At 67.7% G+C, this 15,061-nt stretch carries 10 protein-coding genes; 3 read left to right on the top strand and 7 right to left on the bottom strand.

The window, feature by feature from the left end; all coding sequences use genetic code 11:
- Positions 1 to 130: 130 nt before the first annotated feature.
- The 3 genes from StrepF001_RS12920 to StrepF001_RS12930 all read right to left on the bottom strand — a co-directional run bounded on the left by StrepF001_RS12920 (position 131) and on the right by StrepF001_RS12930 (position 5,030).
- Complete coding sequence (locus tag StrepF001_RS12920) at positions 131 to 2,200, bottom strand: Helicase associated domain protein (protein WP_129798345.1); 2,070 nt, start codon at positions 2,198 to 2,200, stop codon at positions 131 to 133.
- Positions 2,201 to 2,240: 40 nt separating this feature from the next.
- Entirely contained in the window at positions 2,241 to 4,274 is a 2,034-nt protein-coding gene (locus StrepF001_RS12925) for a hypothetical protein (RefSeq protein ID WP_129798346.1), read from the bottom strand.
- A 402-nt stretch (positions 4,275 to 4,676) separates the two neighbouring features.
- Positions 4,677 to 5,030 (bottom strand): hypothetical protein, encoded by a 354-nt coding sequence (locus tag StrepF001_RS12930; RefSeq protein WP_129798347.1) that lies wholly within the window; start codon positions 5,028 to 5,030, stop codon positions 4,677 to 4,679.
- A 325-nt stretch (positions 5,031 to 5,355) separates the two neighbouring features.
- Here StrepF001_RS12930 and StrepF001_RS12935 point away from each other — a divergent pair, with 325 nt between their 5' ends.
- From StrepF001_RS12935 to StrepF001_RS47790, 3 genes are read left to right on the top strand one after another with little or no spacing between them, the layout of a single operon-like run.
- Entirely contained in the window at positions 5,356 to 6,474 is a 1,119-nt protein-coding gene (locus StrepF001_RS12935; protein ID WP_165396246.1) for an ABC-three component system protein, read from the top strand.
- Complete coding sequence (locus StrepF001_RS12940) at positions 6,471 to 6,995, top strand: three component ABC system middle component (RefSeq protein ID WP_276322815.1); 525 nt, start codon at positions 6,471 to 6,473, stop codon at positions 6,993 to 6,995. Before StrepF001_RS12935 ends, StrepF001_RS12940 begins: the two co-directional genes overlap by 4 nt.
- Before the next feature lie 4 nt (positions 6,996 to 6,999).
- Entirely contained in the window at positions 7,000 to 8,964 is a 1,965-nt protein-coding gene (locus tag StrepF001_RS47790; protein ID WP_129798350.1) for a DUF3732 domain-containing protein, read from the top strand.
- 310 nt (positions 8,965 to 9,274) lie between these two features.
- Here the strand turns inward: StrepF001_RS47790 and StrepF001_RS12950 are convergent, their stop codons facing one another.
- The 4 genes from StrepF001_RS12950 to StrepF001_RS12965 are packed head-to-tail and all read right to left on the bottom strand — an operon-like array spanning position 9,275 to position 14,628.
- On the bottom strand, positions 9,275 to 10,921 hold the full coding sequence (locus StrepF001_RS12950; protein WP_129798351.1) for a PQQ-binding-like beta-propeller repeat protein: 1,647 nt from the start codon (positions 10,919 to 10,921) through the stop codon (positions 9,275 to 9,277).
- A 47-nt stretch (positions 10,922 to 10,968) separates the two neighbouring features.
- Entirely contained in the window at positions 10,969 to 12,960 is a 1,992-nt protein-coding gene (locus StrepF001_RS47795) for a DUF3732 domain-containing protein (RefSeq protein WP_129798352.1), read from the bottom strand.
- 5 nt (positions 12,961 to 12,965) lie between these two features.
- A complete protein-coding gene (locus tag StrepF001_RS12960) occupies positions 12,966 to 13,445 on the bottom strand; it encodes a three component ABC system middle component (protein WP_129798353.1) in 480 nt (159 codons plus the stop codon).
- Complete coding sequence (locus tag StrepF001_RS12965; RefSeq protein WP_129798354.1) at positions 13,438 to 14,628, bottom strand: ABC-three component system protein; 1,191 nt, start codon at positions 14,626 to 14,628, stop codon at positions 13,438 to 13,440. Before StrepF001_RS12965 ends, StrepF001_RS12960 begins: the two co-directional genes overlap by 8 nt.
- Positions 14,629 to 15,061: the final 433 nt, after the last annotated feature.

Genomic DNA, 15,061 nt, shown 5'->3' on the forward strand with positions numbered 1-15,061 from the left:
GGACGGGCCGCGTGTGCGCCTCCACCAGCGCCACTTGTGCTGCTCTCGCCAGCTGCGCAGCCGGTTGTCCAACGAGATCGTGTACGGATGGTGGGCGCCGAACGGCACGCCGTACGGAGGATCGAGGCGATCAACAAGGGCCACGGCGGCCTGTGCCTGATGTGTCCGCTGCCAGGCTGCGTACCAACGCCCTTTGCTTGTCGTGTAGATGCTGCCATGAGGCCTGCTGCTCGTGCAGCCACTGCCGGGTCTGGTCCTCGTCTGGTCTGCCGGGCCACCACACCGCGCCGTCGGGCAGGCCGTGGAGGTGATGGCGGGCGGCCCAGTAGTAGCGCTGCCAGTCCAGTGGCCAGGGCGGGTTCCACCAGGTGTCCAGGTCAGTGAGTTGCCGGCCGAGACGCGTGGACCGGCCAGCGGCGCGCTGACGGTGGCGCTGCAGGTTGAGCCACTTGCCCAGGGCGAACCCGTCGTGGGTGGTGGGCTGGGAGACGGCCAGGTGGCCGTAGCGGGCGGCATAGTCGTGAGCGGCCTCCAGGCCGTGGGCCACGCTGCGGCGTCGCGCGGGCCAGGCGTGGAAGCGGTCGATCTCGGCAGGTGTGAGGCCGAGCTGGGCGAGCAGTTGCTGTTGTTCCGCGGCCAGCTGGGAGTAGTCGGCGATCTGGCGGCGCAGCCACCGCTCGAGCCAGCGCGGCAGCCCCGCCAGATTGTCACCACCGCTGACGGGGCCGTGGGCGAGAGTGTGAGCACGGGCCCGGTACCAGGCCCGCTGCCAGCTGATCGGCCAGGGCGGATTCCACCACACGTCCAGCTCCGCCAGCACCCGCACGTACTCAGGCGGCAAGCCGGCAGACGCGGCGCGTAGATTCGCCAGCCATCGGCCCAGGTCGAACCCGTCCTGCGGGGCGCCGGCGTGCGGGACGGCCAGATGCCCATGCTGGGCCACATACCTGCGCGCGTGACCAAGGCCCTCCCCGAACCGCTCCTGGGATACGGCCTTCAACCCGGCGCCCTGCCCCACGCGCCGAGGCACCCACAACTCGGCCCGCCACCCCGCCGCCCCGGCGTGCCGCCGGAAGGCGACCGGGGAAGTGGTCGCCAACAGGCGCAGTCCCACCCCCACTTCGGCAGGCTGGTGGGCCGCCTGCACCCGCCACATCCCGCTGTGTGCCGAACCGGACGGCGACGGTGAGCGCAGCTCGCGGGCCAGGCCCCTCATCCATGCCTGCAGGGCGCTCGGCCTCTCCGGCCGCTCCACCTCTTTCAGCCAGCCGCGCTCCAGCCGGTCTCCGAGCGCCGTCACGAAACGGCCATGGTGCCGGGACCGGCGGACAAGCGGCCGTTCATCCGTCACCAGCAGCCGCAGGGCCGGATCCACCAATACGGCCGCCACCGCCACCACCTCGGGGAAGACAACCGCGTCCCGCGCGACCAGCCGCCACCACGCCGCTGGCCACCGCGACGCCGCCTCGATTCTGCGGCTGGTGTCAAGAGTTACCCGCTCAAGGCGCTGACCCCACACCTGCTCCCGCTGCCAGAACGCGTCCTGCTGCCACCACCCGCACACCACCGCCCGCGCCACCGCGAACACAGAACCCGGCTCCGCACCCGTGCACACCGCCCGCCGGGCCACTCGCAGCCACCGCGCCTGGGCGGCAGCCACCTCCCGGCACCCGCCCACGTCCAGATACTCCAGGTCGTGGCCATCGCCGACATCCAGCAGCCACCGTCCGTGCCGGGCACACACCCGATCCCACCGTTGCCCGTACCGCCATACCCGCTCCATCCGGCCGCTGCGCCGGGCGGCACACAGCCGACAGCCGAAAGACACCGGCCCCCATGCCTGAGCACCCACCCGCCACCGTGCCCATCCCCGATCCGCAACGGCCCGCTCACCGAAGGACGCCGGCCCGGCCGTCCACGACGGCAAAGCCCGCGCCAGATGCATGGCCGGGACCCCGGCCCACGCCGCGACCTGTGCCTGGGCCGTGACGTTCAGGAGCACCTCGCCGTCCGGACGGCGGCCGCGGCTCTCGGTGACCGGATTCACCCACTCCCACCACCCCCACGCCAGCAACTCGCCCACCTCGAGGCCATAGCAGACGGCGACACGATGCAGGAACGACCATGTCGTCTCGCCCTGTACCGGCACCGGGCCGCCCGGAGCACACCAGGCGCCGAACTCGTCTTCCTGGACGCCCATTTAGCTAGTGGGTGGGCAGGCTGCCCGCATCACTAGATCCTTACCAGGAGTGGTCTTCATGGGGGGGATTGGTGGGGGTGCCGTCCGGTTCGATGCCGTGCGGCCACAGCCGTACCCATAGGGGTTCGACGCGGTGGTGGGGGTAGGCGGCGTTTCCCCGGTCGAGTGCTTCCCGAGTGGTGCGGACTGCTCCGTCGATGTCGTGGCCTTCGTGCTGGAAGCGGGCGATGTTGGCGAGGGCTTCGGGGTGTCCGTAGGTGGCGGCGGCTTCCCAGAGATCTTCGGCGTGCTCCTTGTCCCCGGCTGCTTCGCGGCGCACTGCCAGGTCGGTCAGTGTGCTGGTGAGCCCGTACTCGGCGGCGGCTCGTGCGTAGTGTTCTGCCTGGTCGAACAGGGCTGCCTCTTCTCGCATCATGGCCAGATGGCTCAGGCAGGTCGGGGCGCCGCTGGCTGCGGCGTGGTGAGCCAGCTCAGATGCCTCGACGGGGAGTCCGGCCGATTCGTGCTGCAGCGCGATCTCGGCGAGCGCGTCCGGCTGGCAGCATTCGCCGGCCTGCAGGGCCAGGGCGGCGGCCTGCTCGTAGTCGGAGGCCTCGGCGGCGGCGAAGGCAAGATCGGCCAGTGCCCTACAAGTGAGGTGTTCTGCTGGCCAGTTGGCGTCCCCGTCGAGCAAGTCGTACTCGGGGAGCCGCACGTCTGGGTCGATGGTGGGCTCGGACCAGGGCAGTTGACGGGCGCGCTCGGTCAGAAGGCGGGCGTAGCGCAGCCGCCACCGGGCTGAGGCTGCTGATGCCAACACGCTGACATCGGTGCGCCGTGACAGGTGCCGTAAAGCTGCGTCCCAGAAGGAGGCCGGCGGGCACAGATGACTACGCGTGCGGCGGCCATGCTGCTCTATGTAGTCGACCAGCCTGAAGCAGCTGTTTTCACGATCGCTTCCTGGCATGCGGCGTGTCCGTTGCAGCAAGGATGCGTTGCCGTGGACAGGGCGTCCTGTATAGGCGAGGGCATGTTCGAACCAGTCATCGTCCAGAGACTGGAACACCGACGGGGGCAGATAGCCGGTGGCCGCTTCCTCGAGGAACGCTGCGGGAAGATCCATCCCGCATCCCAGCCGACGCGCGTCCATAGCGGCGTCGAGGAGCGCGCGGGCACCCGGGCCGGCATGGTTATACCGGTCCAGCAAGGCCGGAACACCGGCCAGGAATTGGGTGATGCGGCGGTCAGCCGCCCCTGCCAGTGCCTGCGCAAGACGCTCATCCGTTTCCGCAGCGCTGCGCGCACCGATGAGATCTTGTTCGGTGAAGGCGTCCGGCACGCGTACCTGCCGGCCTGTCAGCAGCTGCCGGCTCTGTGCGTGCGGATCGTGCTCCGGCGTGGCCGGTAGGGAGGTCAGCTGGTCCCAATGCACAGGCCACAAAGTGCCAACAACAAGGATTGGGGCGCGGTCGGTGTCGGTCAGTATGGTCCGAAGGGCCGCGGCGATCGGCTCTCCGACCTGGGGCGGGGCCAGGTAGTGCTGCGCTTCGTTCAGCCAGACAACGGTTTTTGGCCCCACCATAGGCAGACCGACCAGGGCCGCCTCGGCTCGGGTGGGGGCGAAAGGGTGCCATAGCCGCCAGCCGTCGGCTGCCAGAACCTGGATGGCTTCCCAGCACGCACGGGTCTTGCCGGTAGAGGATTCGCCCACCAGCATGCACAGTTGGCTCCTGCCCTCTCGTGCGGCGTCCACGATGCGCTGCAGTTGGACGTCATGCTCGCGCCGTACGTAGGCGGGTAACTCATCGCTTTCGGCGGCGACATGGATTGCATGATGCACTTCCAGGTCGAGCGGATGACAGGCGCTGATGAGGCGAGTGGCGAGCGCCTCCTGACCCGTGTCAGGGCCCGGTTGGGGGGACGGCAAGACATACACATGTGTGACTGCGTTGCGATCGCCGGTGATGACCGCGCCGATGCCTCCGCCCGCAGCCACAGAGTCCTTGCTCGCCTGTACCCGGCTGCCCGCTGCCGGAGGTATGTCATCATCGCCGTCCTGTGTGCCGTGGTCACGGCGGCCCCACACGGGGGTCACGTACGGTTCCCGTCCCCGGTGATGGCTTCATCAATGTCTCCCGCGGCAGCTGTGCTACCCGCTCCCGCGGCACGAACGCTCCCGCTCACAGGCGGATTGCGGCGCGACGCCGTCGTGTGTCGCGTTACCTCGTTGTGATGGCCCACGATGACTCGCCCCACGTGTCCGCCTGACGCCACGGCTCCATCATGGGCCTCGACCGAGAGGCGTCCGGACCCCGCGAGCGCCCACACCGAGAGCCCCAAGCCCACGAGCCCGGCGATCGCCCCCATGACGCTGCCAAGCCGGTCCGCAGCCGCCAGATCCACGAAGATGGCGACTGCCACCAAACACAACGCCGCCGTGCCGCATACGGCCGCGCACGCAACGAGCGCGTATCTACTCCATCCCTGCATAGGACTATCAAACCCGGTTTGAGAGTTGATGTCCGCGAAACGCTCCTTCCCAACCTCCCTTGCTGTACCCGGAAGTTAGGGGGCAGACGAGTTGCGAGCGGAACTTTGGTGGTGCCGACGGTGTTTCGCGTTGCACTGCAAGCGGGTGCCTTAACCGGCCGGGGAATCCGTCCGCAGCGACGATGGTGTAGCCGCCGCGCCGCACATCGCCCTCGTCGGCGACGAAGCGGACCGTGGTCTGCCTACCGTCGCCCAGGTCGCAGGCCACGGTCGTCGCGGTCAGGCTCCGTTCGCCGAACAGCTCGCGCAGACTCGGGCCGCGTTCCGTCGTGATGAGCGGATTGCGCTGCTCGTCGCCCACGAAGACCTGCAGCCGAGTGCGGTCCGGAACCTGCTCGGTGAGCTGGTCGAGGAGCGGGCCCCGGTCCTCCTCGCCGACGAGGATCGTGAGGCTGCGCTGAGCTATGTGCCAGCCGCGGGTACGGCACTCTCGGCAGTGCTGTTGGCACGGCCCGCAGTCCGGCAGGATGATTCAACCAGCCTGCACGTGCGGCCGCCTACCAGCATGGTGTCCTTTCACGTGCGGGCTAAAGTGGGGCCACCGGACGGAGGTTGCGTTGATGGGGAAGGTCTCACACAACGCTGCTCCGAGTGCACTGGGTTATCAGCATCAGACATGGTGGGCGTTGCTTGAGCTGCTGCGCCTGGGGCACAGTCGGCCGGACGCGGCGATCTCACTGGAGCTGTTCGACGACATCGCCTGGGAACACGGCGGCACAGCAACCGAGTTGCTGCAAATCAAGCATCACCAGAATGGCCAGCGCACCCTCACTGATGCTTCCGTCGATGTCTGGTCCACTTTGAAGGTGTGGATGGACACGGCTGTTCCGGCCGACTCCGAGGGTCCCGAGCTGATGCTCGTTACCACCCAAGTGGCCCGGCCGGGGACGGCCATTGCTGCCTTGCGTCTCGAAACCCGCGACGACGACTTCGCGCTGAGCGGGCTTGAGATGGCTGCGCTGGAGAGAGCCTCGGGCCGCACCCAGGAGGCACGTGAGCAGTTCCTTGCGTTGGGGCCAGCCGACCAGCAGGCGTTCATCTCGCGGATCCAGGTCATCGACGGCTCACCCCACATCGACGATGTGCCCGGGCTTGTGCGGGCGCAACTTCACTGGGCCTTGCCGACCGGGCACGAAGACGCCTTCTTGGCGATGGTTTGGCGGTGGTGGGACGAGCAGGCCCTGGCCATGCTGCAGCGCCGCCAACACGGCGTAGATGCCAGCGCTGCCCACGTCGCTGTCGCCGGCATGCGGGACCAGTTCACCCGGGCGATGCTCCCCACCACGATCGAACTGGATGAGATAGATGCCCACGCCGTTGCCGCAACCTACGACAATTGCCCCTTCGTGCAGCAGATGCACTGGGTGGCCTACCCTCCACGCAACCTCCAGCGCGCGATCGTGGACTACTACCGCGCCCACACCCAGATCGTCCACTGGCTCGACCATGCCCTTCTTTCACCTGCTGAACTCACTCGGTTCGGAGAAGAACTGCTCGACGAGTGGGAGCGAGAGTTCGAGTGGATGGAGATGGAGATCGGTCCTGTCGCCGACGAAATCTCCAAGCAGCAAGCCGGTGCGAAACTCCTGCGACAGCTGATGCAGCAGGCGGGCCCCTTCCTCAGCAGGAGATATCACGACGCCTTCCTTGCCCGAGGGCAGCGGCATATCCTCGCCGACGAGGGGCGCATCGGTTGGCATGCCGACTTCCGTGCGAGACTCGAGCGTCTGCTGGTTCAGCCGTGACAACGACGCCACCGACAGGACAGAGTCACGCGCCTGCCATCGACACTGCCTTCGCGGAACGCCCGCCCATCGTCGCCGCCATGTACAACCCGGCCCTCATCGCCTGCCTCCTGTCCACCGCGGCGGACGCTTACAAGAGACAGGTCTCATCCGGGATGCCGTTGGCGCTGTCCTTCATCGTTGCTCCCCTAGCCCTGCACCGTGGCACGAGAGATAGCCTCCCGACAACCACGAGCATCCACCTCAGGACGTGGATGGAACGCAATCCCCTCGTGCGTGCCGGCTTTCCCGACCGTGCGCAGGCCCTCGTCGCCCCCATCCGGCAAGGCCTCAGGTTCGCGCTGCGCCACCAAATCCTTGAACTGCGGGCCGACACCCTTGTGCCGCAAAACAGGCTGCTGCCCAAGGTCCCGGAGCACCCGGAACTGGACGACATCCTATGTATTGGTCGCCTGTTGGGACGCTGGTTGGCCAAGAACGACACCGCGACTGTGTTCGCGCTCATGGGCGTGGCACCCTGACCCCGTGCAGCTCCTCGCCATCGCTCTCTACAGCACGGACGGCCGCCGCCGGGTCCTCGACTTCAAACCGGGCGCCCTCAACGTAATCACCGGTGAGTCCCAAACTGGTAAAAGCGCCCTGCTCGACATCTTCGAGTACCTCACGGGACGCGACACGCTCCAACTGCCCGTGGGACCCATCATCGACTCAGTGTCCTGGTATGCGGCCCTGTTTCAACTGGACGGCACCCGCGCCTTCGTGGCGAGGCCAGCCCCCGAGCCCTCGAAGACCAGAAGCACCCGCGCCATGCTGATCTTCGGAACTCACCTGAGCCTCCTCAACTTTGATCAACTTGCGGTGAACACGGACGGCAGGACGCTGCGCCGACAGCTCGGCCAGCACATCGGAATCACCGAGAACCGCCATCAGTCGCCCACCGACCGAGCCGATCGGGCGATCGAAGCTCACCTCGGGCACGCGACGCTCCTGTGCCTGCAAGGGCAGTCAGACATCGCATCCAAAGATCGGCTCTTCCACCGGCAAGGCGAACCGTATGTGGCAGAGGCGCTCAAGGCCACCCTGCCCTATTTCCTCGGCGCGGTGACCTACGACCAAGCACGCAAGCTCGCCCAGCTGGCCGCCGCCCGAGACCAACTGGCTGAGACGGAAAGCAACTACGCGCAGGCCCGCCAGGCAAATGACGCAGCCGGAACAACCCTCTCAGCTCTGTGGCATGAGGCGCACGTACTGGGCATGGTCCCGCCCCAGGCACCGCCCGATCGTACGGCCGTGTTCGAAGCACTCGCCACCGCAGTCGCGTCGGCGTCGGAACCTGAGCCAGACGACATCGGGCACGGGCAGCGCGTCGCAGAGCTCCAACGAGAGTGCAACCGGCTGCGCGATCGTCTGCGGGCCCTTGCTGCAGACCGCCAAACCCTGCTCTCCGAAAGCGTGGCAGCCAGCGAGTTCACCGTGTCCGCTCGCATCCCCAGAGACCGGCTCGCCAGCCTGACACTGCTGGCCCCGCTCGAGGACAGCACGGCGGACCGGCCCCACAGAGACGAGTCCGCCTGCCCCCTGTGTGGCTCTACGCTGCCCGCACCCGACCCCACCGTTGCCGCCTTGAGGCACAGCTTGCACCGTCTGTCCGAACAGCTCGACGGAATGGAGGCAACACGCCCGGCCAGACACGCGGCACTCGAGGCCGTCGGCCAACGGGTTGCTCAGCTTCGCCGCCAACTCCTCGCCACAGAAGGGGCCCTGCAGGCACTGACAGCAGGCCAGGAAGCTTCAGCGAGCCTCTCTCAACAGGCTCAGGCTGACTTCGCTCGCGGCCGGATCCACGGCGTCCTGAGCACCTTGCACCACACGGCCGAGACCGAACTGGCGCGTCTGCGCCGCCTGCAGGAGACCGCCGCAACCAGGGTGCGAGCACTCGAGGAAGAACTGGATCCGGAAAAGGAACGGGAACGACTCAATGCCAGCCTTGTTCCCGTCGGACAGGACATCTCCCTGTGGGCTCATCAACTCCGGCTGGAACATCGGGGCGGAAGCACTCGACTGGACCTCGATGAGCTGACCCTCTTTGTCGGTACCTTCGCAGGTCCAATCCCCTTGTCCCGCATCGGGAGCGGCGCGAACTGGGTCGGCTACCACGTTCTGACCCACTTGGCACTGCACCGGTACTTCGTCCGCCATAGCCGGCCCGTCCCGCGCATCCTCATCCTGGATCAGCCCACCCAGGCCTGGTATCAATCGGACGCGACGAGCGAGACCACCGACGACACCGACCGCGCAGCTACTGAACGACTCTTCCACCTGATCAACGAGATCGTGTGCGACCTGGCGCCGGCTCTGCAGGTCATCGTCTGCGACCACATCAACCTGCCCGATCCGTGGTTTCAACAGGCCGTTGTCCAGAACTGGCGAGCTGGCGACAAACTCATCCCCGAAGACTGGGTGGACATCACTGACCAGCCAAGGACGTGATCCCGGCGCAGGCGTCGGAAACCGGACGATCTGCGACGGAAGGGCCTTGAGCCGGCAATCGCCGAAGCGGTGGATCCAACGTCAGGGGGGAGTGGCCGCATCCGCTTGCGCGCATCGATCTGGAGTTCCAGGGCCTCAGACGATGCGGAGGCTGTTTGCTCACGCGGCACTGTCACTCGCGTCAGGATGATGGGCGACGGCGGTGGTCCGCGCGCCGCTGCGGCGTGATGGGCACGGCTGCTTCCTGCCTCAGAGCGGGCGAGGCGCGAAGTGAACTCCAGGACCTGCCCGCGCACTTAGAACCACCGTGTCACGATGTGGAGAAGGCGCGGACGACTCCGCGCCGGTCGGTGACATACAAAGCCTCGTTTGTCGTGGCTGGTTCTCCCTGGATTTCAGGATCCCAGGTGAGCTCGTCCGACCACAGACGTCTGCCCGTCTGGAGGTCGCAGGCCAGCACGCCGGCCCGGTGGCCGATGTACACCGCGCTACCGAGCACGAACGGCTGCCCCATGGCCAGGCCAGGCAGGCGCCTGAACCATCTGGGAGTGCCGGCCCTGGCGTCGAACCCGGCGAGGGCACGACCCATGTTCACCACGATGGTGCCGTCTGCCACCGCGGGTGAGGCGTTGAGGGGAGCGGTGGTGTCGATGCGCTGGTAGGCGCCATCGGAGCGGGATATTCGGTACAAGCCTCCTCGGCGGCCGGAGACGTACAGGCAGTTGCCGGAAACGACGGCTGCCGACGGCACCGGCGCAGGCAGCGGAGATCTCCACAGAGGCCTGCCGGTGCTCAACTCGAGAGCTACCAGAACACTGCTGCTGTCATCGGGGCGCTCCACGACATACAGCACGTCATCGGTGAGCGTCCATGCCGGTGACAAGTCGACCTCGGCCCCGTGGCGCCACTTTTCCGTGCCGTCCCTGGTGCCCAGGGCCACCACTTCACGGGCACCCGCCCCTGCCACCTGGCTGTCGGGCGGCGTGCCGCGCAAGGTGACCACCGTGTCGGCAGCGACGAGGAGGGGGGCCACGAGCCGTTCACGACCTGGCGCAGAGGCCCAGCGAATGGTGCCGCTCCGGGTGTCCAGGGCGAAGATCCTGCCCTCCTCGTCAGGAATGTAGAGCGTCTTCGAAGCGCAGACGGCGAGGTCATCGCGCACCCGCAGGGGCTGTTCCCAGCGTGTGCGCCCGGACCCGAGCGTCAGGGCGCGCAGGCGGCCCGCTGCCGCGGAGAGGTAGACGGCGTCGTCACCCAACGGGCTGAGGCGGTCGAAGGCGGTCCTGCCCGACCAGGCCTCGGCGCCCGACCCAGCATCGAGGACACGGATGAGGTGGCGGTGGCGCACCACCACGTACCCGTCAGCGACCTGCGGCTGCCGGGTGTGGGGTGCTGCCGTGGCCTTCACCCACTGCAGCACCGGTGGATGCAACGCGGCTGCCTGCCGTCGTCGGCCGGATTGCGGTTGCGACGAAGGCGCTGGCGAACCGCCTTCTGCGAGGAGCTTCTCTGGGGTGTCGGTGAACTCCTCGATGTGTGTGACGAACGCGTCGATCGACGCGGCGCACAGCTCGTTCTCCCGGGGGATTGGCACCCAACGGGGGGCCGTGGCCGACGCGTTGAGGTACAGCGTGAGGTTGATCCAGAACATGCGCTGCTCGTCGACGTCGTAGACCACTCCGATCACAGGGACCTTGCTTGACCGCCAGTCCGTGAAGTGATGCCCGACATCGATCGCGTAGCCGCGTGCACGTTTGTACTTCTTGCCCGTCTTGACCTGCGCGGTGAAGGAGTAGCCCGTTCTCTTCCGCTGCCGGGTCAGCATCACGAAGCAGTCCTCGCCGTGATCAGTGCCGCCGGCGATCTCTTGCACCAAATGATCGTGTTCATCGAGGAACGACCTCAGCGCATTGACCCCAGCCCGCTCAATGCGCCGGTTCGGGGGGACGGTTGCCATGTGCTTCCCTCGGTTATTGCCGGTATCGCGTCGGCCCGGGGCCGTGGCTATCTCGCGCTGCCGCCGTGCTGGTCGATCCAGTCCTGCGGGATGAGAGCGTCACCGTCACGCCAGTTGTAGCGCACGCGGTCCTGGAACCAGGGCTCGGGCAGGTTCGCGTGGTCACTGACGATGATCTGGAAGCCGCCCCCGAGCCCGTCGACCACATCCCGCATCAGCTCGAACAGGCGCAGGACAGCTTCCCGGTCGGCGTCCTGCGTAGGGACGTCCCGCATGCCCGACTGCTTGGCGACATCGGAGGGGTAGTAAGGCTGCGTGGGCTGGTCCAGCATGAGCAGACGCGGCACCGGCCGGCCGTGCACGGCGAAGTACTGGTGCAGGGCCAGGTGTGCCACCAGGTGGTAGCCCACCCAGTTCTTTCCGCTGCCGATCCGCATCAGCTCGGCCACGCCCTCGTCGGAGTCCGTCACCACGGTCAGCCGCTTGAGATCGAGGCGCACATGCCGGGTGCCGTGTTCCAGCTTGAGCCGGTCGGCCCACTGCGTCATGTCGCTGCTGATGTAGTTCAGGCTGTGGGAGAGACGGTCCTCGACCTCCTGCGGGTCCAGCTCCGCCTCCAGCCCGGCAACCACCTGCTCGGCGAGCGTGATCTGGGAGCGCAGTCTCGCCAGGTCGCCGCCCGGGCCGGCCTGGTCGAGCTGGGCCAGGTAGGTGTCGATGCGGCCCCGGGTGTAGGCCTGCTCCTCGGCCCTGCTCTGCAGCCCGCGGCGGGCGGTTTCCGCCTCCGAGAGGGCCGACAGGGCGCCCTCGACGCCCCGCAGTTGCTGGCGCAGCTGGTCCGTCTCCTGCTGCAGTTGGCGCAGCGCGCGTTCGCGGCCCGGGCGGGTGGTGCGCACCGCATCAAGCTGTCCGCGCAGGTCGTCCAGGGTGGCCAGCATGGCGTCGATCTGCGGGTCGGGCTCGCTCAGCTCGCTGCCGCAGGCCGGGCACGCCCGCGGGTCGTGTCCGACGCCGTCCAGCGGTGGGGCAGCCAACTGAACGGAGCCGAGCCGGGAGACGCCGCGACGCAGGGCCGATGTGAAACCGTTCTCGTGGCGCTCCTGGTCGGCCAGGAGCTGCCGCTGATCGGCGATGTCGCGCAGGTTGCGCCGCAGCCGGTCGCGTACCTGCTGCAGTTCCAGCTCCCGGCGCCGCTGCTCCTCATCCCGCATCGGGGTGGGCAGGCTTGCTGTGGTGGCCGCACGGCGCAGCGCCTCGATGGCGCCGGCGCGGTCGGCTACGACCTCCACAGCGCCCGCTTCGGGCAGCAGCCCGCGTGTCTCTGCCTCCCGTAGGAGTGTCTGGAGGGTGACGTCCACGTCCTGGTTGAGTGCTTCGGCCGCCTTCAGCTCGCCCTGCAGCCGACGCAGCGCGCGGCGGGCGTTGGTCAACTGCTGCTGCATGGCGGCCTGGTCCTCGGCCACCGCACCGAGGAAGTAGGGGAGCGTGGTGCGCAGGGCGGTACGGATGCCGTCCTCGGCCTGCTGGTGAAATAGCCAGCGCCGGTGCGAGACCTCGTCCTGGTTTTGCAGGCACAGCAGCGCGGCGTGCCCCAGGTGCGCGGTCAGCGGCCCGCTGCTCGGCCCGCCCGTGCCTTCAACGGCCGTGTCCCCGATGCCGATCCGGCCACCGAGCTGTTCGCGCACCATGGTGGAGTCAGCATTGACCCGCAGCTGTTCGAAGTCCAGCGGCTCAAGGTCGGCGCCCAGCTCCAGCATCGCGTTGGTCACCGACTTGCGGCCGGGCGCAGGGGCTTTGCGGGCCACGAACGCCCGGGTGTCCGGCAGCTGGAACAGGGCCGCATACCAGGAAACGGTCCGGCTGATCGGCCCGATGGGCAGCGTCACCTCGTCACGGCCCATGCAGAAGTCCACGATGTCCAGCAGCGCGCTCTTGCCGGTCTGCGAGGTACCGGTGACGATGTTCAGCTCACCCAGACGAAAGTCCAGGACCCGCTTCTCGCCGCTCTTGCTGTAAAGGATGATCGACCGCAGCTGCACGCCGCTTAGGGTCTCACACCCAGCAACGCGAAGACCGTAGAAGGCCGTTCGGTGCGCGCGGTCCACCGGCCAACCAGCTGGGCCTTGCGCACCAGCTCTCCCAGCTCACCCTCCAGCCTGGACACACCGCGCACCGTGCCGCGCACCCGGCCCTCCTGCAGTTCCAGCAGCCCGTGCCGCAGCCCGAAGCGCAGCCCCTCCCGCACCGCCGGAGCCAGAGAGACCACACGCTGCGGCAGGCTGGCCACCAGCACCGGATTGCGCGCCACCCACGACGACAGATGCGTGGACACCGCCGCGGGCAGCGCCCGCCGGGTAGGCCCGTGCAACACCAGCGACGGGGTCAGCGTGACCAGCGGCCACACCATCAACTCGCCGCCGCTCTCGCGTTCGTAGGCGGCCGCCGACGCTGCCTGGACCGTGGCCAGCAAGGCAGGATTGAGGAACACCGCGGCCGCCCCGGACCGCTGCTGCCAGCTAGCCACGCGCAACCCTGGGCAGGTTCAGATTCTGCACGCGTTCCTCGAAGTCGGGATGCCAGCCGATACGGCCGCGGTCGGCCAGTTCGTGGTGCTTGCCCCGGGCGAAGAACGGCTCGTCGTAGCGCTCCCGAACCCGGTACTTGGTCTGGTCAAGAGCCCACCGCAAGAGCGTGGCTCCCGCCTTCTTGCGCTCCTGCTCCGTCGCGTCCTCGCCGAGGTCGTCGAGCATCCAGTCGAACTCGCGCCCCCACTCGTCTTTCAAGTTGTCCTCGAACCGTTCCAGTTCCTCGATCCCCACCAGATCGTCCTCGAGCCACAACACCGTCTGGGTGTAGGCCCGGTAGTAGTCCACCATCGCCTTGTCCAGCTGTCGAGCCGCCCCCACCCACCGCAACTGGTGCAGGAAACAGGCATCCGCCAGCTCGCTGCGCGCCTCGTCGGTGAACGCGTCGCGCTCCACCAGAGTGGGCAGCCGGTCGGAGGTGTAGTCGTCCCTGATCCGGCTGATCTGATGCACCAGCCGGTCCACCGACACACTCGTCATCCGCTTCCGCAGCATCGCCACCGTCTGCTCGTGCCACCAGGCCCACAACTGGCGCATGAAGGAGTCCTCATGCCCCTGGGGCAGCGTGGTGCGCAGCTTGCCGCGTACCGCGCGGTCGATGTCATCGATGGTGATTACGGAGTCGATGACGCGCATCCGGCTGACGAACACCGCCCGCTCCGCCATCGGCAGCTTCAAGAAGGCATCCCGCGTCGCGGCGGAATCCTTCGCCTTCGACTCGGCGGCTGCCGCATTGAGCAGGCGCAATGCCACATCCGCGCCCTCCCCGCCAAATCGCAGGGCAGCCATCGCCGAACCCGGACGTGCCTGCTGCGTGGTCACCAGCGTCAGCCAGGGCCCTTCCGCGTCCCCCGGCACATGGGTGTCCATCCAGGACTGGATGGTGCGCCACACGTCGTCGTCCTTGTCGCCGAGCGTGCGCGCCGTCTTGAGGTGGTGCTTGACCTGCAGCAGGTCGACGGCCTTGCCATCCTCGTCCCAGGCCACGTCGTCGTGCAACTCCAGGCTGATGGCCCCGTCGGGCCGCTCCTCCTGCCCCCGCAGCAGTTCCAGCAGAGCCCATTGCGACTGAAACAGGTAGCCCAGGGCAGAGGAAGAAGCCTCGTGAACGGCGGACGTCATGCCTCAGTCTCCCGACGCGTCGGGCACGGTGTCCACCGCGCCACACCCATACTTGAACATTAGTTCTATTATTGAGATTGCAGGCGGCCCTGCAACCACCGCCCCACCGCCACGCTCGGGCATCACGCGCAGCTAACGCTGCGTGAAAACACCTGGCAATTATTCCGCTTGCCCGAGCCAGGCAGTCAACTCTCCACCCCGGCACAGAGTTGACGCGCCGTCATCGCGGCATGGACGCGCCACGTCCGGTGCTGCGGCGACGTCTGCCGCGCTGCGCGCACGTGTCGCCGTCTGCCGGATCGCGTGAATGCTCGACCATCACACGAAGTAGCGATAGGGCGATCACATCCACTGCTCTTCGTCTCATCGGTCGTTGCCCTGGGGGAGGGATTCCGCCGGCCACACGGGTCGGTGATCTCCGTGACGAAGCAGG

The sequence above is a fragment of the Streptomyces sp. F001 genome, from assembly GCF_004187715.1.
GTDB lineage: Bacteria > Actinomycetota > Actinomycetes > Streptomycetales > Streptomycetaceae > Streptomyces > Streptomyces flavusporus.

Coding starts and splice junctions, on each gene's coding strand:
- StrepF001_RS12920 (WP_129798345.1), bottom strand. CDS start 2,200: ATGGGCGTCCAGGAAGACGAGTTCGGCGCCTGGTGTGCTCCGGGCGGC.
- StrepF001_RS12965 (WP_129798354.1), bottom strand. CDS start 14,628: ATGACGTCCGCCGTTCACGAGGCTTCTTCCTCTGCCCTGGGCTACCTG.
- StrepF001_RS12950 (WP_129798351.1), bottom strand. CDS start 10,921: ATGGCAACCGTCCCCCCGAACCGGCGCATTGAGCGGGCTGGGGTCAAT.